At 39.2% G+C, this 25,778-nt stretch carries 23 protein-coding genes, 1 tRNA gene and 1 pseudogene; 6 read left to right on the top strand and 19 right to left on the bottom strand.

The genetic code is table 11. The features are described from left to right. Window positions 1–47: 47 nt before the first annotated feature. Entirely contained in the window at window positions 48–275 is a 228-nt protein-coding gene (locus ANME2D_RS06925; RefSeq protein ID WP_241763326.1) for a type II toxin-antitoxin system HicA family toxin, read from the bottom strand. 333 nt (window positions 276–608) lie between these two features. Between ANME2D_RS06925 and ANME2D_RS06920 the strand changes: the two genes are divergently transcribed. Next, window positions 609–962: a hypothetical protein gene (locus tag ANME2D_RS06920; RefSeq protein WP_157834001.1), complete on the top strand. Its 354-nt coding sequence runs from the start codon at window positions 609–611 to the stop codon at window positions 960–962. A gap of 84 nt (window positions 963–1,046) precedes the next feature. Continuing rightward, on the top strand, window positions 1,047–3,044 hold the full coding sequence (rqcH, locus tag ANME2D_RS06915; protein WP_048090061.1) for a ribosome rescue protein RqcH: 1,998 nt from the start codon (window positions 1,047–1,049) through the stop codon (window positions 3,042–3,044). A 13-nt stretch (window positions 3,045–3,057) separates the two neighbouring features. Here rqcH and ANME2D_RS06910 read toward each other — a convergent pair whose 3' ends face one another. Genes ANME2D_RS06910 through sat form a run of 3 tightly spaced genes read right to left on the bottom strand, consistent with a single transcriptional unit; the run spans window position 3,058 to window position 6,369 of the window. Next, window positions 3,058–4,551, bottom strand: coding sequence for a phytoene desaturase family protein (locus ANME2D_RS06910; RefSeq protein WP_048090060.1), 1,494 nt, complete (start codon window positions 4,549–4,551; stop codon window positions 3,058–3,060). Between the two features lie 60 nt (window positions 4,552–4,611). After that, window positions 4,612–5,181 (bottom strand): sulfite oxidase-like oxidoreductase, encoded by a 570-nt coding sequence (locus ANME2D_RS06905; RefSeq protein WP_048090059.1) that lies wholly within the window; start codon window positions 5,179–5,181, stop codon window positions 4,612–4,614. A 51-nt stretch (window positions 5,182–5,232) separates the two neighbouring features. Beyond that, window positions 5,233–6,369, bottom strand: a complete 1,137-nt coding sequence (gene sat / locus ANME2D_RS06900) for a sulfate adenylyltransferase (RefSeq protein WP_048090058.1) — start codon at window positions 6,367–6,369, stop codon at window positions 5,233–5,235. Window positions 6,370–6,557: 188 nt separating this feature from the next. Between sat and ANME2D_RS06895 the strand changes: the two genes are divergently transcribed. The 3 genes from ANME2D_RS06895 to ANME2D_RS06885 all read left to right on the top strand — a co-directional run bounded on the left by ANME2D_RS06895 (window position 6,558) and on the right by ANME2D_RS06885 (window position 8,852). Continuing rightward, window positions 6,558–6,632 (top strand) — tRNA-Pro (locus ANME2D_RS06895). 46 nt (window positions 6,633–6,678) lie between these two features. Continuing rightward, window positions 6,679–7,710: a methionine synthase gene (locus tag ANME2D_RS06890; protein WP_048090533.1), complete on the top strand. Its 1,032-nt coding sequence runs from the start codon at window positions 6,679–6,681 to the stop codon at window positions 7,708–7,710. 32 nt (window positions 7,711–7,742) lie between these two features. Beyond that, window positions 7,743–8,852, top strand: coding sequence for an AAA family ATPase (locus ANME2D_RS06885; RefSeq protein WP_048090057.1), 1,110 nt, complete (start codon window positions 7,743–7,745; stop codon window positions 8,850–8,852). A gap of 13 nt (window positions 8,853–8,865) precedes the next feature. Here the strand turns inward: ANME2D_RS06885 and ANME2D_RS16815 are convergent, their stop codons facing one another. Next, window positions 8,866–9,468, bottom strand: a complete 603-nt coding sequence (locus ANME2D_RS16815) for a class I SAM-dependent methyltransferase (RefSeq protein ID WP_052368636.1) — start codon at window positions 9,466–9,468, stop codon at window positions 8,866–8,868. An 83-nt stretch (window positions 9,469–9,551) separates the two neighbouring features. Beyond that, complete coding sequence (locus ANME2D_RS19000; protein WP_394295697.1) at window positions 9,552–9,644, bottom strand: hypothetical protein; 93 nt, start codon at window positions 9,642–9,644, stop codon at window positions 9,552–9,554. A 35-nt stretch (window positions 9,645–9,679) separates the two neighbouring features. Here ANME2D_RS19000 and ANME2D_RS06875 point away from each other — a divergent pair, with 35 nt between their 5' ends. Next, window positions 9,680–10,003: a winged helix-turn-helix transcriptional regulator gene (locus ANME2D_RS06875; protein ID WP_048090056.1), complete on the top strand. Its 324-nt coding sequence runs from the start codon at window positions 9,680–9,682 to the stop codon at window positions 10,001–10,003. Here the strand turns inward: ANME2D_RS06875 and ANME2D_RS06870 are convergent. The 13 genes and pseudogenes from ANME2D_RS06870 to ANME2D_RS17320 all read right to left on the bottom strand — a co-directional run. Then, window positions 9,986–11,182 (bottom strand): Wadjet anti-phage system protein JetD domain-containing protein, encoded by a 1,197-nt coding sequence (locus ANME2D_RS06870; protein WP_048090055.1) that lies wholly within the window; start codon window positions 11,180–11,182, stop codon window positions 9,986–9,988. The genes ANME2D_RS06875 and ANME2D_RS06870 overlap by 18 nt on opposite strands. Further along, window positions 11,179–14,544: an ATP-binding protein gene (locus ANME2D_RS06865; protein ID WP_048090054.1), complete on the bottom strand. Its 3,366-nt coding sequence runs from the start codon at window positions 14,542–14,544 to the stop codon at window positions 11,179–11,181. Before ANME2D_RS06865 ends, ANME2D_RS06870 begins: the two co-directional genes overlap by 4 nt. Beyond that, window positions 14,525–15,106: a DUF4194 domain-containing protein gene (locus ANME2D_RS06860; protein ID WP_048090053.1), complete on the bottom strand. Its 582-nt coding sequence runs from the start codon at window positions 15,104–15,106 to the stop codon at window positions 14,525–14,527. Before ANME2D_RS06860 ends, ANME2D_RS06865 begins: the two co-directional genes overlap by 20 nt. Beyond that, window positions 15,103–16,539, bottom strand: a complete 1,437-nt coding sequence (locus ANME2D_RS06855; RefSeq protein ID WP_048090052.1) for a DUF3375 domain-containing protein — start codon at window positions 16,537–16,539, stop codon at window positions 15,103–15,105. The genes ANME2D_RS06860 and ANME2D_RS06855 overlap by 4 nt, the downstream gene beginning before the upstream one ends. A gap of 44 nt (window positions 16,540–16,583) precedes the next feature. Further along, window positions 16,584–16,904: a hypothetical protein gene (locus tag ANME2D_RS06850; RefSeq protein WP_048090051.1), complete on the bottom strand. Its 321-nt coding sequence runs from the start codon at window positions 16,902–16,904 to the stop codon at window positions 16,584–16,586. Next, window positions 16,891–18,300, bottom strand: coding sequence for a hypothetical protein (locus ANME2D_RS06845; protein ID WP_157834000.1), 1,410 nt, complete (start codon window positions 18,298–18,300; stop codon window positions 16,891–16,893). Before ANME2D_RS06845 ends, ANME2D_RS06850 begins: the two co-directional genes overlap by 14 nt. Then, the gene (locus tag ANME2D_RS06840; RefSeq protein ID WP_048090049.1) at window positions 18,281–21,058 is read right to left on the bottom strand and encodes an AAA family ATPase; all 2,778 of its coding nucleotides are present in this window, start codon (window positions 21,056–21,058) and stop codon (window positions 18,281–18,283) included. Before ANME2D_RS06840 ends, ANME2D_RS06845 begins: the two co-directional genes overlap by 20 nt. Continuing rightward, window positions 21,039–21,611, bottom strand: a complete 573-nt coding sequence (locus tag ANME2D_RS06835) for a hypothetical protein (protein ID WP_048090048.1) — start codon at window positions 21,609–21,611, stop codon at window positions 21,039–21,041. The genes ANME2D_RS06840 and ANME2D_RS06835 overlap by 20 nt, the downstream gene beginning before the upstream one ends. A 29-nt stretch (window positions 21,612–21,640) precedes the next feature. Then, entirely contained in the window at window positions 21,641–22,804 is a 1,164-nt protein-coding gene (locus tag ANME2D_RS06830; RefSeq protein WP_157833999.1) for a hypothetical protein, read from the bottom strand. 369 nt (window positions 22,805–23,173) lie between these two features. Beyond that, on the bottom strand, window positions 23,174–23,440 hold the full coding sequence (locus tag ANME2D_RS06825; protein WP_157833998.1) for a type II toxin-antitoxin system RelE family toxin: 267 nt from the start codon (window positions 23,438–23,440) through the stop codon (window positions 23,174–23,176). A gap of 2 nt (window positions 23,441–23,442) precedes the next feature. After that, window positions 23,443–23,691 carry a hypothetical protein gene (locus ANME2D_RS06820; RefSeq protein ID WP_048090045.1) on the bottom strand — a complete coding sequence of 83 codons (249 nt, stop codon included), beginning with the start codon at window positions 23,689–23,691 and terminating at the stop codon, window positions 23,443–23,445. A gap of 464 nt (window positions 23,692–24,155) precedes the next feature. After that, window positions 24,156–25,430, bottom strand: coding sequence for a DEAD/DEAH box helicase (locus ANME2D_RS06815; protein WP_241763325.1), 1,275 nt, complete (start codon window positions 25,428–25,430; stop codon window positions 24,156–24,158). Between the two features lie 93 nt (window positions 25,431–25,523). Further along, window positions 25,524–25,670, bottom strand: a pseudogene (locus ANME2D_RS17320) (RNA-guided pseudouridylation complex pseudouridine synthase subunit Cbf5); the annotation flags it as partial. Between the last annotated feature and the right edge of the window lie 108 nt (window positions 25,671–25,778).

The following is a 25,778-nucleotide window of genomic DNA, read 5'->3' as shown; positions in this document are numbered from 1 at the left end:
GTCAGAAAAAATGCCATCATTGCATTTATCTGGGTGAGAAAACAAAGTTAATCAAAATCCTCAACAAATTGTTCGATGCTTAAACCAGCATCTTTAATTATTCTGATAAGTGTTCCACTCTTTAGAGGACTATGCAATGGAACCGTGACCTTTATAATATCGTCATCCGATATTTTTTCTAATCTCACATGACTTCCCCGTTGCCTGATAACAACAAAACCAGCTTTTGTCAATGCTTTTATAGTCTCTTTGCCTGAGACTACTGGTAGCTTCATGATTAATTCAGGCTAAACTGCAACCTGATGATTTCGTATATTTTAATCCTTTCTGGCACCTACTCTCCCCAACTTCATTCTTTACAAGCTACACCAGCGCCTCCTCCTCATAACGTATCCGTGTCATACGTGTCATCCGTGCAATCCGTGTCCTATCGTCTGCCTCATAACCAGTTATGTATGGGATGAAAATATACTCATTTCCAGAGTTAATTTATATGTCGAAAGACTTATTAAAGAAGAGCTTATTAGATAAGCTTCAGAACGGATAGGAGAACTGAGAAATTGGACGAATATATTAACTACAATTATATAAATACGTTTAGTATTTATATGGAATCACTTATATTTGCTCTCTATCTAATTCTCATTTTCCTATGCATCCAGATATGGTTCCTGTGGAAAGATATTGATAAGAACGAATTGAAAATAAAACCCTTTTTTAGTGATTCTTTTTTCACAAGAAATTGTATTTATGTGTTCTCTTTCAGTATATTTTTCATTATCCATGGGTTTCCCGATGAAGTAACCATACCTGGTGTATATCTTAAAACCCTTGAAATGCTGGCGCTTATCGGTCTTGTATTGTTCGTATATGAGTGGTACAGCATGCTGGAAACTTGCGCCCATAAAAGATCACTCCCTCAGGAGCTTACTAATTTCCGCTACTTCTCCAAGAGAGATTAATATTACATTTGCCCCTGGTCTTACTGCAGGAGGATGCCAAGTCTTAAGTTATTTAAGAACGTTTGATAGGGCATATTTAATTCTATGAAACAAGAAATATCAAGCGTGGATGTTGCCGCAATCATCAAGGAACTCCATCCGCGCCTTTACGATGCAAAAATTGCAAAGATATACCAGCACTCACCCGATGAGATCAGGATAGGGCTCCAGATCTTCAAAGAAGGCAGGACAAATCTTGTTATCGAGGCAGGCAGGCGGCTGCACCTGACAAAATATCCAAGGACTGCCCCAAAGTTCCCCCAGTCTTTTCCCATGCTGCTTCGGAAATACTTAAGTGGCGGTCGTATTACCGATATATCACAGTATGATTTTGACCGCATCATCGAGATCAATATGCAGCGCGGTGAGGATAAGACAATCCTTCTTATCGAGCTATTTTCAAAAGGCAATATTATCCTGCTGGATGCCCGGAGGCGAATAATCCTTCCGCTAAAATCCATCAGTTTCAAGGACAGGAAGGTGATACGGGGTGAGGTATACGAGCTTCCACAGGCGCAGATCAGTCCTGTCACAGTCACGCTGGATGAGCTAAAAGATATGTTCTCACAGTCCCAGACCGATATTGTCAGAACCCTGGCAACACGCATGAACATAGGGGGACAGTATGCTGAGGAGATCTGCCTTCATGCTGGTATTGATAAGAATACCCCTGCAGCCCGGTTGAGCGATGTTGATGTGACCTCGATCATGGGTGCCATACAGGAGGTCTTTGTGCCATTGAACGACGGTCTTAGACCTCATACAGTATTAAAAGACGGGAAAGCCACAGACGTCCTGCCGTTTCCGCTCTCACAGTATGAGAGCGATGAGAAAAAGTATTTTGATACTTTTAATGAGGCGCTGGATGAATATTTTGGCAAGAAGACCGCTGAAAAAAAGGGCGAGGAAGCAAAAGAAGGAGAAGGAAAAAAGGATGAGAGGCTCGGACCGTTTGAATACCGCTTACAAAAACAGATACAAGCACTAAAGAAGTTCCAGGATGATGAGAAGCGACTCATTGAGAAGGGCGAGTTGATATATGCGCACTACCAGATGTGTGAGGGGATATTAAAAGCAATTAATAGTGCAAGAGATCGGGACTATTCATGGGATGATATCAGGAACATATTAAAAGAGTCTGATATGCCTGAGGCCAGGGCAATAAGATCCATTAATGCGAGCAATGGGACCATAACTGTAAACCTTGATAATGAAAATGTCGAACTGGATATAAAGCTCTCAGTACACCAGAACTCACAGGTATACTACGATAAAGCAAAAAAATTATCCTCAAAGATAAAAGGTGCACTTATTGCAATAGAGGAGACAAAGAAACTATCTGAAAAAGAAGGGGCTCCAGAGATAGGTAAAAAGATACAGAAACAGAAACCCAGGCAGAGATGGTATGAGCAGTTCAGGTGGTTTATCTCATCAGATGGGTTCCTTGTCATCGGCGGCCGGGATGCCCAGAGCAACGAGGATATTGTGAAGAAATATCTTGAGAAGAGGGATATATTCTTCCATACCCATGTATCAGGTTCTCCTGCTGTTATAATAAAGACGGAAGGTAATGAAGTCCCTGAGACCACGCTCCTGGAGGCGGCACAGTTCACAGTATCTTATTCAGGTATATGGAAATCAGGACAGGTGAGCGGGGACTGCTACCGGGTGTTCCCTGAGCAGGTCTCAAATACACCGGAGCCGGGTGAATACCTGGCAAAAGGGGCATTCATGATCAGGGGAAAACGCAACTATTACAAGGATGTTATGCTGGAAGTAGCGCTGGGTCTTGAGCTCAATGAGGATAAAAGACTGATAGGCGGGCCTGTGAGCGCGGTCAGGAGCAGGACACAATCTGTTATCGAGATAGAGCCAGGAGAGTTTAACCAGAACGATCTCTCAAAGAAGATCTATAGAATTCTGAGCGACAGATTCGAGGATAAAAAGCTTATTAAGTCGATTGCATCACCTGATAAGATAGCCATGTTCCTGCCTCCGGGCGGATCGAGAATTAAGGCAGAATCACCTGGACGGGCATTATAAGAGACATATAAAATTATGTTCCTGGAATCTTTGTTAAAAACGGCTTCTTATCCCTCTTGCAGAGGGTTTTAATCAGGTTACGGCCCGATTCAGCGGCTGATGACAAACCGACCATTGCCTCAGCCCATTGTCCGGCCATGTAAAAGTTCCCCAGTCCAGGGAGTGTTCTGCTCAATCCCTTGCGCATCACCGCTCCCGCTTTCTCAGTTGGCCACCAGACCTGGAGTCCTTGCCAGGTTCCCATATAGCGCTCTATCGTCACGGGTGTGGCTACGTCGACTACCTCGATTTGTTCCTTTATGCCAGGGAAACGCTTCTCCAGCAAGTTTATCACTGCGCTAGCAACACGGTCTTTTTCAGCCTGATAATCTTCGTATCTATCATAGAGGCCCTTCCAAAATGCATAACTTGAATCAAACGGTACCTTGATCACAGATTTGCCATCCGGAGCCATGCTCGGGTCAAAGTTAAAAAGTTCCACATCAAGCCTCTCCCGAACTTTCCCGGCAATGGTTACTGACTGGTCAAGCAGGAGGACAATGGCATGAGGTTCTCGGGAGAAGTCGCGAGCGACTCCCAGGAAAACATGGAGAGCAAATGGCTGGCTGGCGGGCGCAGCAGAGTAGTAACTGAGAATCTGATCATTCACATATTTGCCTTCCAGCATGTCGAAGATTGTCGTGTGTCCATCAGCAGATGAGACGACAATGTCGGCACGATGCTCTGTTCCGTCTGCCAGACGGATGCCCACGGCCCTGTTATTCTCAACCAGGATCTTCTCCACGCGCGATTTATAGTAAATCTCCCCACCCAGATCAAGGTAACGCTTTTCTATAGCTCGCGAGAACGCTAACGAGCCGCCGCGGGGCCATCCCAGGTCATGTTTGTGCATCCCTGCCAGAAAGTAGAATGTCAAAATCACTGGAATCTCAGGACTGTCGTAATGAATGAAGGGGAACGCCTGGCGCAGAAAGGGGTCAGAGAAGCGAGCGGCAAAGTCCTGCAATGTGATTCCACGCCACCTGAACAGGGCCCAGACCATGGGAAGCATCCTGATGGCTGCCCTGATCCCACCCATTTGGAGTTCCCACATATCGAAATGGGTGAACAAACGCACTGCCCGTGTAAACTTATTTATTACAGAGGCATCGCCGGGAGCGAGTTCTTTCATGTGCTGTTCTAACCTATCAATATCCGTGAAAACATTGAATGCCCTGCCATCAGACCGCTCAATCCGTACGAACTCTTCGTAATGCATCATGGGCAGATCGTGCGCGGGGCCCAGTTCTTCCCAGATGCGGTGGAACCTTGAGCTTTTTCCAGAGCCACCCAAATTATGTATGCAGAAATCAAAAATATAGCCCTTGCGCTTCCATGCGGTGCATACTCCGCCGGGTTTATTGTGGAGCTCAAATATTTTAGTTCGGTAGCCGTTCATCTCGCCATAGCAGCCCGAAGAAAGACCGGCTATTCCAGCTCCAATTATAATTATTGACTTCTGTTCCATTTCTCTGCTCCTGAGACAAAGCACGCCTATCTTACTGCTATCTGATTTGGAGTGCTACTGTCAGTACGAATACCGCTCCTCCTTCCACGGGTCTGCACTGTAGCTGTACCCTTTCTTTTCCCAGAAACCAAGTTCCTGCTCTTCTGTGAATATTACCCCTCTTACCCATTTTGCGCTCTTATAACCGTATTTTTTCGGAACGACAATACGAAGCGGCCCGCCGTGAACGGGCTCAAGCGGCTTTCCATCAAGATTATAGGCAAAAATCACATCAGGCTCCATAAGATCTGAAAGAGGCAGGCTTGTGGTATATTCGTTCTCAGCCTCTATTGTAACAAATTTTGCGCTGCTTCTGGGTTTTACTATCTTTGCCAGATCCCTGAAAAGCACCCCTTCCCATCCTAGATCAAGCTTGCTCCATCCTGTGACGCAGTGAAGATCGCTCGTTACTGCCGTTCGATCCAGTGCCAGGAACTCATCGTATGTCAGCCGGATAGGTTTTTCAACCAGCCCTTCAACCCTAAAATCCCATGTTCTCCTATCGAATTCAGGCACCCGCCCGTAATGAAGGACAGGAAAATCCTTTGCTATACGCTGGTGCGGCGGAAGCCTCTGTACAAACCTCTGCATATATGATCCCCATTAAGTAACAATGGGATTCAGGGTATTAATACCAGCGCCCTATTCCACAAAGGGCTTGCCTGACTTGAGTATCACATCAGCAACCTCAGGACGCATCGAATCCGCTGGCGGCCGCTTTCCGCTCTCAATCATCTGCCTCATCTTTGTGCCGCTGAAATCGATCCTGTCGTTATGCGGGCATACCTTGTCATTGGTTATCCCGCCGCATTTGTTGCAGTGGAAAAACGACATGAAGAACATGGGCTCGATTCCTATATCAGGGAATTCCTTGAATATCTCCTGCGCAGCAAATGGATGATAAAATGTCCCTACGCCCGCATGGTCTCTTCCAATAATAAAATGTGTGCATCCGTAGTTCTTTCTCACGATCGCATGGAATATCGCTTCCCTCGGGCCTGCATAGCGCATCTCGGTCTGGAAGATGCCAAGCACAACCCTGTCCCTGGGATAGTAATTATCGATAAGCACCTCGTAGCTCTCAAGGATCACCTCGTCCCTGAAGTCGCCCCTCTTTTTCTTGCCTATAACAGGGTTTATGAAAAGTCCATCCACCACTGAGAGTGCGGATTTTTGCAGATACTCATGGCCAAGGTGTGCAACATTCCTTGTCTGGAACCCGACGACTCTTTCCCATCCTTTCTCTTTGAACAGGCTCCTTGTCTCTTCTGGTTTCAGGGCATACTTATAATAAGGGGTTTTTGATTCATTAATGAGGTCTATCTTTCCGCCAAGCAGTGTGTCCTTCATTGAGTATGTCTTTGCAACGCCTGGATGTGCGTCGTCGTTTGTCCCGAATACCTGCTCGGCATGAGCCCTCTTATCAAAACCGTATCTTTCTTCGACATGCATCACTGCCACAAGATGGTCATTGTTTCTAAGGAGAATGTCGTCCCCTTCTTTTATATCGTTATTCTCAACATCGAGCACAATCGGGATAGTCCATGGAAGACCATCCGAGAGGCGTTTATTGTAGAGAATACTCTCATAGTCCTCCTGGCAGTTAAAACCTTCAAGAGGGCTGAACAGGCCGCTTGCGATGTTCTCGACATCCTTCATCAGATCAGCACTTATTGGAACGCTCTGATATTCAGAAGCCTGCTCGATGATATTTTTTTGTTTCTGTTCTGTTAATGTCCTACTGATTAACTTTCCGCCGTGAGGTTTTATCTGTATCATTGTAATCCCGGATTTTGGGCTCAAATGTCTTTTTGTTTAATAATTGTTTCCTAAGAGGCAAATCCTCAGGAAGCACAAACTGAATAGATACAAAGAACAGAGTAAGAGATGGAAGTTCTTTCGTGCAAAAGTTGACTTGACACAATAGTAAAGATTTTATCTTATAAGGCTATTATTAGGACGCCCACGGGATAGTAGGGTAGCCTGGTCCATCCTTGAGCGTTTGGGACGCTTAGACCGCGGTTCGAATCCGCGCTATCCCATTATGTTTCAATAGGTATAAGCCCGCATAGAATAATCAAGAGCAACATGATATTGTTCGATGATATCGGGAGTTACCCGCTGCCAGAGGATATAAGCAGAGATCAGATATCTTTTGCTATAAAAAGTAATGATCCCCGGATAACTAAGATTCTCAGGGATGCAATGCGTCAGAAGATTGAAGCAGGAGTGGATATACCAACGTATCCCCAGTTCCAGGATATGAACCAGCAGTTCCTGGGGATAATCAATGACGAGGCAAACACAGAAGAGCCTCTGCTTGTCCGCAAAGAAAAAGCAAGAATAATGGAGCTTGAGGCTATAGAAGAGATCGGAGCAGAGTATTATAAGAAAAACGGCAGGAAATTAAATATAAGGGTATGCGTCACCGGGCCTGTGGAACTGTACCTGAAGCAGTTCGGGGGCACAGCATACAAGGATATCCTGAACGCTTTTGCAACCAGCATAGACCGCTTTATCAGAAACTCAATAGACAGTGCAAGGCATCTTCAGATAGCCACTGTATCGATCGATGAGCCAAGCATAGGGATAAATCCACAGCTCATGTTCAGTGATAGCGATCTGATAGAAGCCCTGGAGAAGGCAGCAAAGACAGCAGCTTCTCATAACATAGACACCGAGATCCATCTCCATTCACCGCTTCATTATAAACTCATATGCAGGGTTCCTTCTATCAGTATAATTGGCGTTGAATCTGCTGCAAACCCATCGTATCTTGATCTTATTGATAAAAAAGATCTTGAGGACTACGATAAATTCCTGAGAGTCGGGGTTTCTCGTACTGATATCTTCAACATGGCTGCTGCGCTGAACGAAAAGTACGGCACTAATGTCTGGAAAGAACCCACAAAGCTTGAAGAGATAGTAACAGTTATGGAGACACCAAAAACCATAGCGATTAGACTTGATAAGATCTATGATACCTTTGGTGAGCGGATAAAGTATGCAGGTCCTGACTGCGGGCTTGGTTCATGGCCCACGCAGGAGATGGCATTTAAACTTCTTATGAATACAGGTACAGGTATAAAAGAATTTTTAAAAAACAGGAATCAAGGATAAGATTTAATAGATAGTTAACGTTAATTGGTTTAATGAGATCAAAACAGAGAGTGAGCAGTAAGAAAGGTAATAAATACAGTCCCGGAGCAAAAGAAAATGGGGCAAAAACAGTAGTGGTAAAGCCTGCTGGATACCCATTAAAAGGTATGTTCCATGAGTATCCTGAACCTGCAGAGCTGGATGTTTTTGAGTTCTATGCACGGGAGCAGTGGAGCGGGTTTATAGTTAAAAAGGGCGATTACCTGTTTGACCGCAGAATGTTCCCGGATTTTGCCTTTAAGGTTATAGATGTTGATCCTGAGAACTCCGAGATAGGGAAGGATACCAGATTCGTGGTCGAGGATTATGATGCAGATTTCTTTGTTCCTGAAATAAAAAGTACGGTCACCTTTAAACAGGTCATAGGACAGGACAAGGCCAAACAGAAATGTAGAATTATAGAGCGGTTCCTCTCCAATCCCCTCAAATTTGGAGGCTGGGCACCCAAGAATATTCTATTCTATGGGCCGGCAGGAACAGGAAAAACAATGATAGCAAAAGCACTTGCAAATTCGGTAGATGTCCCGCTGCTGGCAATAAAAGCCACGAAACTCATCGGGGAATTCGTGGGTGACGGGGCACGCCAGATACACCAGCTCTATGAGAAAGCAGAAGAGCTCTCTCCGTGCATAATCTTCATTGATGAATTTGATGCTATCGCACTTAACCGCAGCTACCAGGAGATAAGGGGCGATGTGGCTGAGATCGTCAATGCGCTCCTGACCGAGATGGATGGGATAGATGAGCGCGATGGAATATGCACTATTGCAGCAACGAATATGCTCTATGCCCTTGATCCGGCAGTACGCAGCCGTTTTGAGGAAGAAATTGAATTTACCCTTCCGACAGTGCAGGAGCGGTATGAGATATTGAAATCTTATACACGCAAGTTCCCGGTAAAACTTGAAAAAGATGTTAACCTTGATACAATCGCCAAACATACATCAGGTTTCTCTGGACGCGATCTGGTTGAAAAACTGCTTAAGAACGCACTTCATAAAGCCATACTTTCAGGCAGCAAGGTAACAGAAGACCATATTGAACAGGCACTTGAGGAAACGAAAGGAAAGAGATCTGAGCCACCAAAAGGGATGTTTGCATAATGACAGGAGTGCATCACCGCAAGGACTTCAAAGAGGCTGAAGCGAACATACCCATGCCGTAGAAATTTACCTTCTGTGTCTCAAACCCGGCTTTTTGTAAAGCCCCGGACATCTCATTCCATGTAAATATACTTGCAGGGCGTCCGATTAGAATCTCAAACCGTGGAAAAATGCTTGCTTTAAAATCAAAATCTACTATCATGAATACTCCCTCAGGCTTTAATACACGGGCAGCCTCAATGAGCGCCTTTTCATAGTGCGGTACGTGATGGAGTACGGTTATTGAGACTACAGCATCAAAACTTTTATCAGGGAAATTCAGAGCAAGAGCATCACCCCACTCTACTCTTATCCTCTCCTGAAGATCCTTTTTTTTAACATTCTGGATCGCTGCCTTGACCATGTCATGCTCATTATCGATGGCGATAAAACTTGAATCTTTCAATCTCTCGGCCAGAAAAATAGCCCCGAGTCCCTGACCTGTACCTATCTCAAGTATTAAAGGTGATAGCGGAAAATACGGTACGAAATCAGAGAAGATCTTATTTGCCATCCATTTCCAGATGTATGCATGGAGCCTTGATTTGCAGTAGAACTTCTCTATACCTGATATCATCTTAATATTAATTAGTTTTAATGCAGATAGGTATTTCGTACTCTGAGAACTTACCTGGCGTAATAAACAGGCGGGCCATGGATCTACAGGCCCAGAACCTTTTTAACTTCCTCAAGGGTCGGCTTACCTTCTATTGCGATTTTGCCGTCCACTACGATTGTTGGCGTGGTCTTGATACCGTATTCATTTGCTCTGACAAGGCATATGAGTGATGGATATCATCAGCAAAAAATGGGCGCTGCTTATAATTAACGCCGTTGGAAACTACCAGAGAATAAGATACAGTGAGATAAGAGATACTCTGGGAGAGATCAACTCCAAGGTACTTTCGGATAGGCTGAAGGAGCTTGAAGAGGCCGGGCTGATTAAAAGGGAAGCCTATGCAGAGATACCACCCAGGGTCGAATACTCGCTAACAGAGGATGGGGAAGCGCTGCGGAAGGCCATAATGCCTTTAATGAAGTGGGTGTACTCAAAGAACAGTGGAAGAACAAATACGCCATGTGATACTGCATATTTAGAGACCAGATCTTGAAACTATCAGTTTCTCTATTTTTCTCAAAGCAAATGAATGATTGATTTTTTCCTGCTCTAAACGATTTTTTTCCTTTAGATCTAGCAGGTATTCAAAAAGCTGATTTTCTTCTGCTGTTAAATTTATAAGTTGATTGATATTTGTTTCAGTTCCAGTTACAGCGAATTGTTTAAACTCATTAAACGTTTCAAAATCCATCATCAAAGACTGAGTTTTTGGAAAATATGATCGAAGTTGTGAGAGAATCTGAAAACCATGGGTATCTATATCGCCCCAGTAGATTATCTGTTTATCACTCAGCCATCTTGCTTCTTTTAACAAATTGAGCTGGAATCCTTTTCCAAAAATAGCCATGGAATCTTTTAAGAGGGGCAACGTAAGAAAGTTAAAAATATTTGAGAAATTGGTCTTATTTTCAAGAATAAAAATCTTCTTACAGCTAATATTAAGGATATTAAAATCAGATTGAAGAATGCTTAAATCGGTCAATCCGCTAAAATACTCTTTCGCAATCTCTTCATCTAAAATCCTTAACCTTATTAAAGGCTCACTGTATTTTAGGTTAAATCTTCTCTCAAATTCAACTTCTTCTTTGTTGATATATTCGTCAATAAGAAAATCTAAAAGATGCCTTATTATGGCTTTATTTTCTTCTATAAATTTAGTATGAAGTTCTAACGGTAGTTCTCTGATATAGAGATTGGGCCGTGGGTTGGTTATGAAGAATTTGCATACTTTTATCAAATCTGTCCATTTTCCAAGATGATCAATAATTTTTAAAGGGTTTAGCAAAATCCATTCATGAAGCTCTGGAACAGTGTTAGTGATCTGATCTACGGCACGTTTAAATTCCTGGTATTCCTTTTCTTTTTTGATAAATTTAAGGTAATCACTTTCATCTTCAAAATAAATCCTGTCGGGGAACAACTGCTCACCGATTTTCTGGTCTTTTCTTTTGATAAACTCTATAAGATAGCCATAGCCTGATTGTTCCTTCGATTTTTTTTTTAAATTTTGAATCTCCTGATTGATCTTTGAAAAACTTTCAAGCGTCTCAGATGATCTGATCCTGCCAAATCGAATCTCTTTCGGGAAAAAACTTTCCCCATTAATGGAAGCAATCAAAAAATCTTTGTACCAGCGTTCAGCTTGCTTTTTTATTTCTTCAGGCGTTATCATTGTTGAGATTCAGTTCGGTTCATGTATTTTTCCTTATCTCTCTGATATTCTTGAATGGTCAAGTTCTTAACAAGTGAATTATTACCGTTCTCATTTAAAACAAAATGAACTGAACGGATGTAGTTCTCTATTATATTGATTTTTTGCAAGGGAGTTATGATAAGTAACTGCAGATTTAATTTCTTGAAAAGCTCAAGGCCATAACGGGTGCTCTCATCAGAGCCCCGACCAAAAGCCTCATCAATGACCACAAACCGAAAAGACCTTGATTTTGTCCGGTTCCATTCTAAACCGAACTGATAAGCCAGCGCAGAGGCTAAAATCGTATAAGCTAATTTTTCTTTTTGCCCTCCTGATTTACCTGATGAATCACTATAAAATTCTTTTTCTGATTTATCCTCTAACCATTTTTCACTTGCAGTAAAAGTAAACCAGTTCCTAACATCTGTCACTTTATTAGTCCAGTTAATATCAACATGACTACCGCTATTGAATCTATCCAGAATTAATTTTACCTGGTTGAATTTTTCTTCATTATAAAGGTTTGTTTCACCAAAGGTATTTTCCAGGCAATTACGCAACTGGATCTGAAATTCTCTAATATCTATATCCTGAACTTTATCTGCCAGTAATTCAATATATGTTCCAGGATTATATTCTATTTCTATCAGTGATTTATTAATTTGTTTTATTTTATCTATAATATCTTTTGCAAAACTCTCTAACTGATTCTTGAAAATAGCAATGTCGTTGATGGTGCCTTCATTGAGTAAATTCTTAAATTTTTTCTCGTGCCTGGGCAGGTCTTCTTCTTCTATTTTTCTCAGAAACTGCCGAAACTCAGGGATAGCCTCTATGGATGCATCTACTTCAACGGTCTCTTCTATATACTCATTTTTGTATTTTTGCATTTTGGAAATAATGCCATCACGCAATCTTTTCTCTGTTTTGTTTTTATCTTCCTTTATATCTTCAATACTTTTCCTTGTTTCATTCTGTAATTTGTCTATTGTTTTAATTTTAAAATCTTTTTCCTGCAAGAAATCTTGAATTCCTGGGAAGAAAGTTTCTTGTTCCTCGATTGATAATTTATCTGAGATCTGATTACAATCTTTTAACTGTTCCTCATAGTTCGTAATAGTGGTTTCAATTTTCCCCTTATCCCTTTGCTTTAAGCCCTGCTGGTTATCCTTATCATTAATTTCTTTTTGAGTCGTTTCCAGTTGCTTTTTTAAGGACTGCAGTTGATCTGAGCTTTTTTCTAATTCTTCTTTTTCCTTTTTTAGTCTTTCAATCTCAACAGCTTCTTTTTGCCAGTTTATTTCAGCATAATCTTTAAATTTTATGAAATCGTGCAGGTTAAATCCTTTCGTCTGCAGTTGTTTTTGCTGACTTTCAATTGATTTTATTTTTGTCTTAACATCTTTTATTTGGTTTTCAAGATTTAATACCTCTTTTTCAATTGCCTTTATTTTTTCATGGTTGCTCCAGCCCAGAATGTAATGTTTCCGATCAAAAATACTCCTGCGGTCATCTTTTTCATGTCTGGCTTTCCCGCCCTTGATCTGTCCATTCCGGGTAATAGCTTTTGATTCCCTTTGAAATTGTTCAATGGTCTCACAGCAATTATAATCAAAGCCTTCTGTTAATTCATTCTCAAGCCAGTCGTAAAATGGCGTATCTGATTTAATCTCGATTTTGTTGAGCAGGGAATTTTCTAAAATTTCTTTTTGTGTACGATATTTGATAGATTCAGGAACCTTGAAATATACTAATCGTCCTTTTAGATTTGTTTTATCTACATAACTACTTACTCGCCTGTAATGCTCCTCAGCTACAAGCACACTTAATCCGAAATTATGCAGAACCCTTTCAATAGCACCTTCCCACAATTTTTCTTTATCTTTTACTTTCAGGAGTTCACCAATAAAAGGTAATTCATCCTCATCCAGTACCAGGTCTCGTAGAATCAATTCACGAATTTTTAGATTTGTTTCAGGGATCTGGGTCTCTCTTTGCTTTAATGATTCTAATTCTACTCTATCAGAGTTGTAAGTTTCATTGATCTTATTCAGATGGATTTTTAAATTATCTCTGTTTTCAATCAGCTCTGATACTTCACCCTTTATTTCTTCCTGGATATTGATTGCCTTATGAAATGATTGATAGAATACTCTATCATCTGTTGCTTTTGGAAATCCTAATAATTCTGATAGTTTCGAGTATTGATTCTCCTTATTTAATTTGGCCTGCTTGATCTCTTCAAATCTTTTGATCTCGTCTTCAATTTCTTTTAGCCGCTGACCTTCTTTATTATTATCAATAGATACTTTTACTTCTGATTCCTTATTTCTCAATCGCAGAAGATCAATTCTGATCTCTTCGATCTGATTGTTAATTATTCCCAGTTCTTCATTGAGAGATTTAATCTCGTTTTGTAAAAGTCTGGCTTTTTGAATAGCAAAGTATACTGGCAGCGAACCCAAACAATTCTGTAATTCCTGAATCTCAATGCTTGTTTTTTCAAATTCATCTATTTCCTGTACTAAAGGTTGCAGTTGCTGCAACTGCCTTCTGGCTTTTTGGACTGCTTCGTATGATTTTCTGAGATTTTCGTAGTTTCTTTTTAATTCATCTATTTTTTCTTTTACATCGGATTTTTCAAGCATGTGGTTTTGCACGAACTCGGTCAGGTTACCGACCGATTTCATTGAGACCGTTTGATAAAACAATTCAAGTGCCTTTTCAGATTTGATACCAAAAATATTGCGAAATTTAGAACTGTAATCGCTGAAATTTTCAAAAACTTCAGTATCAGGAAAATTCTTTAACCGCTTTTTAAGTGGAAAAATATCTTTTTCTTGATTTTTAATTTTGAAATGCTCTATAATATTTAAATCCTGCCCTGATAATACAAAAAACTTCTCTATTTTTTCATTTCTGTTCCAGAAAACCTGTGCTAATGTAATTTTTTGACCGTATCCTTCATTATAAAAACAGGCCAGTAGAACTGAATAATCACTTTCATCCCTTAAAAAAACAGGTTTGGAGGAATTGTCCAATTCATTTTTTTGATTTTTATACTCGCCCCGAACATATGAGAGAAGTGTTCTTTCTTTACTTTCCGCTCCTGCAGCTTTGTTGTAAACAATTTTTTGATAGGGAACTAACAGAGTAATAATAGCGTCCACTAATGTTGATTTTCCTGAGCCGATGTCGCCTGTAAGCAAAGAGTTGTAACCGCAGGGCTCAATTCTCCATATCTTCTGGTTAAAAGTTCCCCAGTTCAACACTTCCAGGCGCTGCAGGCGAAATCCGGTCCGGGTATTATCGGCTGCGAGATCAAGCAATAGATTTTGCATATTCCTCCAATCTGTTTTTTATCTCCTGGAGTGTATCTGCCGGAATTTTGGCTTTTAAAATCCGTTTCACTTCGTATTTGCTCTCAGCATTATTGAGTTTCCTCAAAAACCCGTAATCCACTAATTTATTAATGTGCGCATCAATGTTGTCAAAGAGCTTTGCTTCATTTGTCCGCTCAGGCAGAAATATCCTCAGCATTTCTTTGAGCTCTTCTTTATCAACTATCAATCTTGTAGAATCTCCTCCTGTAACATCAAATTCGACTAATTTTTCAACCAGCAGGACACAGAGCAGGGTTACAGGGTAGCTCAATTGCCGTTTCTCAATAAGATTGGGTAAGTTAATCTCCTGTCCCTCATCAAATTGTTTCTGTTTCAAAAAAGCAAACCCTTCTGATTCATATATATGAACATCGATCCCGATCAGTTCAAAATATTCTTTTATCTGCACCTGATAGCTGACCAGATTATCCCAGGGTTCTTTATCATCATTATATATTACTCCCTGCAGGAGTTTTATGATTACAGGAGCATAGGGAGGTATCATATTATTCTCTGTCATTTGCAAAATATAACTTGAGGTACTTGTATTTCAAAATATTTGTTTGTTTCTTTATTTGATATAGTTATTTTTTCTATAACCGTATCATCAATAAAGGATTTTTTATCTTTAGAAGCGATATTTAAATAAGTAATAATTTCAGATAAACCTTTTTCTACGGGATAAATTTCTGTTATCTGCTTCAATGTTACCTGGGAATTGAATTTAAGCATTTCTCGTATTTTAATTTTTAATTCTTCCTGATCAATATAGAGTTGTTTATACAGTGCATCTGTATCAATAGAACCAGCATAGCCTTCTTCAAATTCTATATTCTTAATCTCGGTATTCTTACGAACATTGAACAGAGGGCGTTCCATTATGAGTTCAATCCCGGGACGATCATCAAGTAACAAGAAATCCCTATTCTTTGGAGGATTGTCTTTTACTTGAATTGCAAGCGATTTAATTCCCACAATGATCTCTACAATGCGTTTATTTTCAAGATAAGTTCTATCATCTAAATATTTTCTAAGCTGCTCAATCAGGTGATGGTTGGTTTTGTTTACCTTGTCTCCTGCATCTATTAAATTTACTTTAATTCGTTCTATAAAATCATCCTGTTTTACCTTTTGGATCTCAGGCAAATTAACCACTGCTTCAATCAGTTCACTCAGTTCATCCTGTTTATGGCGGGACATCAAAAACTCCCAGAAAGCTTTGAAACTTCGTCCCTGATCAGTATCCCAGATCAAATCCTGAACTTTAAAAATATCTTCTAATAATTTTCCTTTTTTCAGGTTACTGTTTACCTGTTTTTCCCTGACAGACCTGTCAAGCTCACGGAAATTGTATTCAATTTGCCTGAAATCAGATAGCAACTTGCGCGCAGTATCATGGAAATCAAAGAAACGCTCTTTAATCTGTGTCTCATTTAGTCTATCAATATTACCAGATTGAATTTTTTCAATCTCTCTTTCGATGTCCTGTTTTTGCCTCTCCAGTTCCTCCAGCCTTATATCAGGATCATCAGAGCTTTTGTAAACAATTTCTTTGAGGATATCAAAGATTTTAAGCAATCTCGATTCTGTGCCTACGAATTCTTTTTTATCTAGATCTTTTATCCAGTCTAAAGCTTTCTCTGTTGCAGGTGTGAGTTCAAATACCGGCTCATCACTATTAGGGGTATAATATTTTCTCAAAAACCCATCATTTGACCATTTGTCAAGATAATTCTGTGCTGTACCAGGGTAAGCATCTTCTCCATAACTTTGTTTTAAATTATATAAATAGTCTGAAAGGCCTGTTATAAGCTGGGTATTTGAAATGACAATTCTGTTATTCTTTTTAAATTCCTGAAATAAAAAACTAATGATAAGAGGCGCGTTATCCAGTCTTAAAAGCCTTACAGTGGGATTATGATCTCTCAGGTACTTTATAATGTCGTGATCCATTAGCTCTTACCATTCTTTTGTTTCACATATTAAATACATTTTGCCTATTGCATGAGTACAACCATCCCCAACCATCCGGCAATGCCTGCGAAGGGCATCAGTAGCAGCCATGCCAGCCACGTAACACGCTTATGCACCGCCACCGCAGCCCCAAGTTGAAACAACGGCAGGAGAAGCCCTACGTGCTTAAAGAGCGGAGTCTGGCTGAGATACCAGGAGAAAGGTACGGCGAGTATGGCACCTGCTATTAACCAGGCCGGATTTTTCCTGCGGATTCCTGCGACAGAGATGGCTAACGATGTGATAATTCCGGGCCATCCTGTTAGCAGTATTAATATTGTGGAGAGCAAGCTAAATCTTTCCATTGTATGTTGGCGCGCCCATATATATGAAGTCTTTAAGTTCAAAGATATAAGTTAATGTTTTAAAGGTAGTTGGTATTCGGCTTTGTGGATGAGATTTGATGTTTCTATCCTCTTTTATTATCTTTAATTTTGCTAAAATATCATCCCTATGTATATAATTAAAAGATTTCGAGAAAATAATATCCCATTCCTGCTCAATTATCTTAATAAGGTCTTTCATTACCATTGCCTCAAAAAATCTATCAAATAGAAATTGATCATATTGCTGAGACTTTGTTGCAATGTCTATAGCATTTTTGATGATGGGATTTTTAGATCTATCATAATCAGATTCTAGACTTTTTATCATTTTTTTGCTAATTTGTTTCCATTCATTATCGTAAAAAATGGTTTTTAGTGCTTTAAAAACTATCACTTCAATAGAGGAATAATAATTTATTAAATCGAGTTTAATAAAACTGCGTAAATCTATCTCAAAGCGCTCAATTTGTGTATATACTTCGGTAGGAATTTTACTAGGAGGGATATAGAGCGGTTCAATATTCCTCAATATACCAAAAAAGATTAATTTTGCACCTAAAATAGATTCTATATCTGATCTATAATCTGATATATTAGTACCATCTAAGTTTAGTGAGTGATAAAAATCCGATGAGACTGTAATGGCTTCCTTTCTAACGCTTTCTAGTAGTGCTAGCAATATTTTTAGAAGTATCTCGTATCGGTCGTTATCTTTTTTAACTATACATTTTTTAGATCCGCAATCAAAATATGGTATTTCTCCTTTCAATAGGATATTCTCTTGTATTTTGAGTATTGATAGAATTCTCTCGCTCTGAGGATTATTGATCTGCTCATAATCAACGGTTGAAAGTATCCCTTTAACTCGTTTTACTTTTTCATCAACAGATTCTATCCCTCTGTACTTATCAAGAATCTCTTGAATCTCATTCTCAAATATTGGATCAAGGCGAACACGCATAGGAGTAAATGAGTCTCGATTTGCATTCCTCATAGTGTAATCAACTTGAATAACACCTTCAAGAAGCATATCTTCCAGTATCTCATTTGAAGGTCTTTCTGGAAAATGTTTCTCCAAGATTTTGATAAAAGTTCTGGCCCTGATATGGTCATGGTTTTTTGGTATTTTTACTAAGGCTGGTGCGTATTGGTTCACGATAGATTTTGGGGGTGGGTTAATCCCTCTACTCTGACGAGTAGCCCTGATCAGGATATTCTCTTTTTTTCCACAAAACTCGCATTTCCAGACATTAAATACCTCTTCAAATTCATGTCTTAATCCTATTTTGTTTTCAGAACGAGGTAAAGTGAGCGGTTTATCTAGAATTTGAGGTGCGCCGCATGAACATATATATTTACGAGACATTTCTATCAACTAATTTATGGATTTCTCCTCGATGTGATTTACCAATTGTACCCCTCTCAGGATCAAGAAAAACCCATAACTGCCAAAGCTCTGGATCTGGTAAGGGTTTATGGGTCAAAATTAGGATTTGAGTATCTTCCATTACCTCTTTAAAGTTTAATATTGCATTTCTAAATGCAGGATCATCCATGTCCTGTTGTGGTTCATCTATGCAAATAAAAGGTTGAGGTTGATAAAGATCTGGCTCTCTCTTAGCAAGTTGATTTCTGGCTTTGAGAATACTAACTATCAGATTTACAATAGCCGCCAACCGTTCTCCTCCACTTGGTCCACCTATTTTTTCGTTAATAGGAACCATTATTTTTCTTTTCCCAGTTTTTATTCTGACATCAAGCTCGGGAGGCGTTACATTAAAGTTTGGGGTTATATTTCCATCTAGATCTTTATCTTGTTTTTTATAAAGCTCATGAAAGATTAGATTTGCCTGATTGAAAATATGGGTTGTCATTGCTTTATATGATTCTTGGGCCTTAACCCACTCAGCCCTTAGCTGGTTAGCCTGTTCCTGTTGCTTCATTAAGGCAATTCTTTTCTCTTCAATTAGAGATATCAGGTTTTCAAATAAACGAAAATCTGCCTCTGCTCGTTCCCTAGTAAATTCTTTTTCTAACCTCTCTATAGAATTCTTTATCTCTTTTGTTCGAGTATCTTTCTTCCTTAATTCTTTGGTTAATCTATCGTCATTAAACCCATCAAAGCTTTCTATATATTCTGGTTCACAGTCTTTTTGAAGAAATTCAGTTTCTCTCTTCAAATCATCAAATCTTATTTTTGCGTCCTGATAATGCCTTTCACAATTGATGACCCTAGATTCAGCAGTGGGCAAATCTTTCTCAATTATTCGTTGGTTTTCTTGCCGTATCTTCAGGTTTAACTCAATAATTCTTTCTCTAAGAGCTTCATTATTCGAAAATATATTCTCTTGTTCTCTACTTAAGTCGTGGATTTCTTTTTTAAGAATCTCTAAATCCTTCTCATAATTATCTATAAAGGGCTTCTTTTCCGCCAAGTCAATAATTTCTTTAGCATTCTCTAATTCTCGCTCTAGTTGCTTAATCTGTGTGTTAAAATTATTTATATTAATTTCCAAATTATTTTTTTGCTTCTCTGCTAATTCGCGAGAGGCTCTTTGTCCTTCTTTTCCAATGCTTGGATTCTTATTTTTAGGATTGATATTTAAATGAATGCGATGAAACCTAATTGAAGTCTCAAGAAAAGCTCTATCTTTAGGGCCATATCCGCTATCATGGTTCAAAATAAAATAAGTTAGAAAATCTCTAAGTTTTTTTGGAGCCCCTTCCTTAATTACTAAATAGTCTTTAGCGGATTCACCAGTATTATCTGAGGAATTCCAGTCATCAGGTACAATTACGCTAACTTCTGCTTCATCCTTAAGAATTTCTATCGCTTTTTGCAGATCCTTTTTTTCAATAACCAGATAAAACTTAAAAGGATCGAGGAGAACTTCTAACTTCTCTCTAAATTCTTCAGTTCCTCTTTTAATCTCCAAACAATCAACTAGAAACTCTGTTTGAATTCCGGCATTAACCAGCCGTTGCTTTAAAATCTTTTGGTTGTGTGGTACAATATGCAAAGTAAGACCAGATTCTATATCGTCTAATTGAGTTTTTATTAATTGAAGTTCTTCTTGTTTCTTTTTAAGATTTGAATAAACCACTAATAATTCTTGTTTAGTCTTATCAAATTGTGCCTTGGCCTTTTCGGTAGATGGAATATTTTGATCCTTAAGTCGGGGAATTAGATCTTCTAATTCCTTTACTTTCCCTTCTTTCTGATAATTTTTATAAGATATCGGATTTAATATATTCAGTATATTCTTTTTTTGTTCTTCAAGTTTATTTAGTTCTCTTGTGAATTCTTCTATCTTATTTTGAGCATCATTAACTATTTTTTTGCTTAATTCCAAGTCGTTCTTATGTATCTCAAGGATTTCTTTTTTATTTTGCAGATCTTCTTGAGCCAACAAGCTTTCAACTCGTTTTTTATGATATCGAATAGCTCTATTCTCTAACTCAATCTTTTTTAACTCTTCATCAAACTTGCAGAACTCCGAATGAACATCATGACCCCGCCTATATTGTTCAAGTTCACTCTTCATATTTGAAATGTTTTGTTGTCCCTCTTTTTTGGTGTTTTCAATTTGGTTAAAAGCTCTTCCGGTCAATTTTACATTTTCATTAACTTCTCTAAGACCTGCTAGCCCTATGCACCTTTCTAATAGTGAAGAAAAGGGTATTGTATAAAATGAACGTAGATCCCCTTGCTCTATAAAAATGCCTGAATCATCTGGATCATAACCAAATTTTGAAAATTTTTCTTGAATCTCTGATTGTCTTATAGCAATCAATTCGCCCTTCATATTAGATATTTTCATTCGAGGTTTTGATTCTCCTCGAATGATACGTCTTTCTACAATAACTTCTCCAGGGTATCCCCTAAGGGCATTATCTGAGTTATCGAAAACGAGAGTAATACGAGATTGCTCTCCGTCTTCATGTATCGCATTTTCTAATGGTCCCTCTGAACTGGTTGCTGGAGACCAACCAAGACCTAATCTCATAGCTAATTGAAGACTTGTTTTACCTTGACCATTTAATCCCCATATATTGAATAGACCATCACGAACTTTAACTATATAAGACCGATATGAATAAAAATTATCGATCTCAACTCTTGATAGTTTCATTAGTATTATTCTCCTCGTTTGACTCTGATATCTTAGATTGTATCTGAGGTCGATATTTTTGGTCGTATTCAATAGATTTTTCCAAAAGACCTAATATCATATTAGGTTCAAAGAAAACATCCCAGTTCCATCCCTTATCATACTCTCTATCTCCTGTTTTTATGAGAATGCCGCGATCTTCTAAACAGATTAACGTTGGGCCAATATCCTTATTTTTAATAACAAGGCGATGAACTTCATCTTTCTTTCGAGCTATATGTTCTATAATTAAGTCTTCTGTGATGGGGCTTCCCTGTTGCTCCTTCAAAATAACACAAACTACATAAATTACTTTTTCAAGATCTGTAAATCCAAAATCTGTTGCTTCATTACCCTCTCTTCGCCTTTGAACTACAGTGATACTATGATCTGCTGAGCCTCCCCAGGTTCTTGTTTTAACATCAAAACCCAATTCACCAAAAAATTCCTCAATTCTTATTTTATTTATATCAAAGTCAAGACCTTTACGCCTGAAATCCAAAGCTTTCGCACTGTGATGCGGTGTTGTTAGCATTTGATAAACTATTTCGCGCTCAGCATCAGTTAGGTCGATAATGGTACCACCTCCATATCTTCAATAAAGGCATAAGGCTCTCCTTTAATCTCTTTTATAGTTCCAGACTTAAAAGTGATCATATTTTTCTTTGCTAGAATAGCAAGGAAATACCATTTCGATAATGCATCCTCTAAGCTCGATGCTGATATAAGGGACAATAAACTAGTAGGAAGATATTTTTGAATGCTGTTATAAAAAGCAAGAGCTAACTCTTCAACATTAGGAGGTATCGGTGGAGGTTTTGCCCCTATCAAAAGGGCTATCTCTTCGCTTCTAGCAGGTGGCAGCTCCTCTAGTTCAGTTTTCTCTGAGATCTCCTGGAACAACCGTAAGTAAGCATTAACAGCTCCTTGCTCTTTACCAGATGATATCCCAACAGGTTCATTGGGGAATCGAGCTAGGGCAAGTATGAGATCTGAAGGTACACGCTTTATATAATCTTCAACTATCAATGGATCAAGATTTCTTTTAATACTGCTTGAATCGCTGCGTTTAGCAGTTTCAATTCCGCTTTTTAATATAGCTGTTGCACTGTCCAGGGCGATATGGTTTAAGAAAAAAATGTTTGCTTGGTGATAACCGAAATCCTCGGCCAACTTTTCATGAACTCTTGGCTGCAATTCTAAGAAGAAATCCAGGCGTTCATCCTTCTTCTTTATAATAGCCTTTGTTTGAGTTTTTTCGTTAAATTCTCGAATAGAGTCTAAAGCATCAAAGTATACTCTATAAAGGAGTTTTCGACTACTATCGTGAATTCCAATGGTATCGGCCAACTTATCCAATCTGATAAATTGTATTTTAGGAGAGGATGATGCTCTCTGCTCAACAAAAAATCCTTTCAAGTACATAAGGTACATAGCTGTTTTATCATGCAATCTATAAGCGCTACCGCTTGAGTTGGTAACAAGTATATCATGATGCTGGAAATCAGTAAACGCCTCTCTTAGGTGAATCTCATCGATGCCTAAGGCCTCAGCCACTTGTCTTTTTGTATGATACCTCTGCTCATAATGACCCTCTTCAAAATATTGGAGTATGCGTAAGCGCCTCAAGAATTCCTCTGAATCACCACCTTTTCCTATTAGCGCTCTGATAGTTTCAAAAACTTCTTTGTATTGATTAAAGTTTAACACTTCTTTTGGAAGTTTCATTACTATATCTGTACGGTTGATGAACATGTTACCATACACCTGTTTTTATGTACATCTGTTTTGTAACCACCAAACACCTTTTTGAATATCATATCTTTGATATATACAATCAATCAGCGTGGGCTTTTTACAATTTTTATATACTGATTTCGGCTCTTATGCTTTAACAACCCTTGTATATTTCTTTTGATATAGATGAACTTTTCTAATATTTTATTAAAAACCAACCCTTGGATAAACCCGCCGCCAACAAATACCCATTAACCTCATCGAAATAATCCCCCTCCTCGAATCCCTCGCCAAAGAGTTTGATACCGGAAGAATCAGCCTCAGCTTCATGATTATATCATGAAATAGGCAGCTATGTAGCTATTTCAGTCTTTTTCTCAGTTCTCTATAGACTCGTTTGCGTTTATCCACGATTAAGAGCCATATCGTTTCGTCCTTGAGCGCATAGACAAGCCTGAAGCTGCTGAATCTTACACGAAAACATCCTGGCAAACCTCTCAGAGGTTTAAATCTATATGGGTCCTCTTTTATTCTTAAAATCAGTTCAGACAGGTGATCTTTATCGATTTTGCCTAACTTCTCTAAATTTTTCTCAAAACGTGGATGAGCTTTTAATACCCATACCATATTCATCCTTTGAGAAGTTTAATAATCTTATCCTCATCCAGCCCTGCGATCTTTCCACTCTCGATATCACTGAGTCTCATGCTGACCTCTTTCATGAATTCAGGATCTGTAATTGCTTCTAATTCATCTAGTTTATCTTCTATTTCCTCAATTAAACTCTCCAATAAATTTCTATCGACCATGACCAAATTATTACCTACTTCCTTAGGAATATTAAATCGTTCTTTTGCACCTGCTACTTCATTTGTCATTCTAAATTCATTTATGTATACAGAACTTAAGTAGTTTTCGAGAGAATCACCCTCGCTCCTATAGATTTTGTTCTAAAATCATTATCCAACGACCCGCTTGTGTAATATAGATATCTCACCGTAGAGGACGCAAAGTTCGCAAAGAACATTATCGCCTCTCGCTTTGCGCTCTGGTATGAAAAAGTTCAATATATATCGAATCTTAGACTCGGATGTGGTTCAGCTAATATAAACACCGAACTGGTACGAACTCGATACGAACTCGTGCTGATGAGTTCGTTTAAGTTCGTTTTGAGTTCGTTGTTGATCGTCTTTTTTATTGTTATCTATGAACCAGTTCATAGCCAACTTTGCGTGCTTTGCGGTGTTGATAAATTAATGGACGCCCTACAAAAGATTACTGGAATCTGAACTTGTAGTATAGACTACAATTTATTGTTAGTTACTATAACCAGAAGAAGATATCACTCTTTTCTTTGCCTGACCTCTTCCCTGCCTTCTTCACCAATCACCATCTTTAGCAGAGCAGCAGCCACATCTATATAAGTATAATCTTCCTGGATAAGTTTTTCAACCAGGTTACTGTATTCTCCCAGGTGCCCGGCATCAACAGTCCCTTTAATTTTTTCTAAAAGCAGGTTTGTCCTGATCTCTTCGACGTCACTGATAGAAGGAACTTTCTGGGCTATGATCTTGGTCTTTGTGAATTGCTGTATCTGCCTTATCCTGTATACCTCCTTACCTGTCACAAATGCAAATGCACGCCCGGCTTTTCCTGCCCTGGCTGTTCTTCCGATCCTGTGTACATAATATTCATCATCCACAGGTATATCATAGTTGAACACAGCCTCTATATCTCCTATATCGAGCCCCCTGGCTGCCACATCGGTCGCCACTAGAACTTCAATCTCCCTTCTTCTGAATCTGGACATGACGCTTTCTCTTTGCTTCTGCGCCATATCCCCATGCAGTCCATCAGCCAGATATCCTCTTGTCTTGAGGTTTTCTACCAGTTCATCCACACGTCTTTTTGTATTGCAGAACACCAGCGATGATTTCAGATTGTAAAGATCAATCAAACGGGACAGGGCCTCTGGTTTTGCCGACTGTTTGACTTCAAAATAAAATTGTTCAACTTCGGGAACAGTCATCTCCTTATGTACCAGTTTTATCAATTGCGGGTTATCCTGGTACTTTTTCGTCAGATCTAAAATAGCCCTGGGCATAGTTGCAGAGAAGAGAAGGGTTTGTCTTTGCTTTGGGATTTTCCTCAGGATAGTTTCAATATCTTCTCTAAATCCCATGTCCAGCATTTCATCCGCTTCATCCAGTATGATTATTTTTACGCCATCCATTTTCAAAGTACGGCGGTCCAGATGATCCATGACGCGGCCAGGAGTGCCAATAATAATCTGTACACCTTTTTTTAACGCCTTAATCTGGCGCTCTATAGGCTGTCCACCGTAAATGGGTAAAATCTCAATGCCCTTTTTATATTTTGAAATACTTTTTATTTCTGCTGCTACCTGAATCGCCAGCTCTCTTGTGGGACATAAAATTACAGCCTGTAATCCCTTATTCTCCGGATCTATACTCTCTAAAGTTGCAATTCCGAAAGCTGCAGTCTTCCCTGTACCTGTTCGCGCCTGTCCGATCACATCTCTTCCTTCTAACATATAGGGAATGGACTGGATCTGGATCGGGGTGGCCTCTTCAAAACCCATATCAGTAATCGCCATTTCAATTTCTTTTGACAAATTCAAATGTTTAAATTCTGCATTTTCCATGTTTAATCCCTTTAATTTCATTTGTTTGTTACCTTATTCTTTTGCCTTCCACTCAACATATGTGTCTTTGAGGTCTTGAAGTGTGACCATCATTTCATCCTCGCGAAAAGGACCGCTCTTTGTGCGGCGCAACTCCTGCATATGTGCGCCTGCACCGAGTGCTAACCCCATATCATGGCATAATCTCCTGAGTATTTGTTTAGCTCAGGCATAACTCTTTTCTGAGCAGACCTGTTCTTCAAACCCACTCTTGCCCTGCAGCCTCCATGAAGCCAGCAAAGATGCAATCTATTGATATCA

Source organism: Candidatus Methanoperedens nitratireducens (assembly GCF_000685155.1).
Lineage (GTDB): Archaea > Halobacteriota > Methanosarcinia > Methanosarcinales > Methanoperedenaceae > Methanoperedens > Methanoperedens nitratireducens.
This window is presented reverse-complemented; position numbering and strand designations above follow the sequence as displayed.

Excerpts from the sequence above, each read along its gene's own strand:
- ANME2D_RS06815 (WP_241763325.1), bottom strand. The coding sequence starts at position 25,430 with ATGGCGATTACTGATATGGGTTTTGAAGAGGCCACCCCGATCCAGATC.
- ANME2D_RS06860 (WP_048090053.1), bottom strand. The coding sequence starts at position 15,106 with ATGACAGAGAATAATATGATACCTCCCTATGCTCCTGTAATCATAAAA.
- ANME2D_RS06855 (WP_048090052.1), bottom strand. The coding sequence starts at position 16,539 with ATGGATCACGACATTATAAAGTACCTGAGAGATCATAATCCCACTGTA.
- ANME2D_RS06925 (WP_241763326.1), bottom strand. The coding sequence starts at position 275 with ATGAAGCTACCAGTAGTCTCAGGCAAAGAGACTATAAAAGCATTGACA.
- ANME2D_RS06865 (WP_048090054.1), bottom strand. The coding sequence starts at position 14,544 with ATGCAAAATCTATTGCTTGATCTCGCAGCCGATAATACCCGGACCGGA.
- ANME2D_RS06850 (WP_048090051.1), bottom strand. The coding sequence starts at position 16,904 with ATGGAAAGATTTAGCTTGCTCTCCACAATATTAATACTGCTAACAGGA.
- ANME2D_RS16815 (WP_052368636.1), bottom strand. The coding sequence starts at position 9,468 with ATGATATCAGGTATAGAGAAGTTCTACTGCAAATCAAGGCTCCATGCA.
- sat (WP_048090058.1), bottom strand. The coding sequence starts at position 6,369 with ATGATACAGATAAAACCTCACGGCGGAAAGTTAATCAGTAGGACATTA.
- rqcH (WP_048090061.1), top strand. The coding sequence starts at position 1,047 with ATGAAACAAGAAATATCAAGCGTGGATGTTGCCGCAATCATCAAGGAA.
- ANME2D_RS06905 (WP_048090059.1), bottom strand. The coding sequence starts at position 5,181 with ATGCAGAGGTTTGTACAGAGGCTTCCGCCGCACCAGCGTATAGCAAAG.
- ANME2D_RS06910 (WP_048090060.1), bottom strand. The coding sequence starts at position 4,551 with ATGGAACAGAAGTCAATAATTATAATTGGAGCTGGAATAGCCGGTCTT.
- ANME2D_RS06820 (WP_048090045.1), bottom strand. The coding sequence starts at position 23,691 with ATGACAAATGAAGTAGCAGGTGCAAAAGAACGATTTAATATTCCTAAG.
- ANME2D_RS06875 (WP_048090056.1), top strand. The coding sequence starts at position 9,680 with ATGGATATCATCAGCAAAAAATGGGCGCTGCTTATAATTAACGCCGTT.
- ANME2D_RS06825 (WP_157833998.1), bottom strand. The coding sequence starts at position 23,440 with ATGGTATGGGTATTAAAAGCTCATCCACGTTTTGAGAAAAATTTAGAG.
- ANME2D_RS06885 (WP_048090057.1), top strand. The coding sequence starts at position 7,743 with ATGAGATCAAAACAGAGAGTGAGCAGTAAGAAAGGTAATAAATACAGT.
- ANME2D_RS06890 (WP_048090533.1), top strand. The coding sequence starts at position 6,679 with ATGATATTGTTCGATGATATCGGGAGTTACCCGCTGCCAGAGGATATA.
- ANME2D_RS06920 (WP_157834001.1), top strand. The coding sequence starts at position 609 with ATGGAATCACTTATATTTGCTCTCTATCTAATTCTCATTTTCCTATGC.
- ANME2D_RS06830 (WP_157833999.1), bottom strand. The coding sequence starts at position 22,804 with ATGAAACTTCCAAAAGAAGTGTTAAACTTTAATCAATACAAAGAAGTT.
- ANME2D_RS06870 (WP_048090055.1), bottom strand. The coding sequence starts at position 11,182 with ATGATAACGCCTGAAGAAATAAAAAAGCAAGCTGAACGCTGGTACAAA.
- ANME2D_RS06835 (WP_048090048.1), bottom strand. The coding sequence starts at position 21,611 with ATGCTAACAACACCGCATCACAGTGCGAAAGCTTTGGATTTCAGGCGT.
- ANME2D_RS06840 (WP_048090049.1), bottom strand. The coding sequence starts at position 21,058 with ATGAAACTATCAAGAGTTGAGATCGATAATTTTTATTCATATCGGTCT.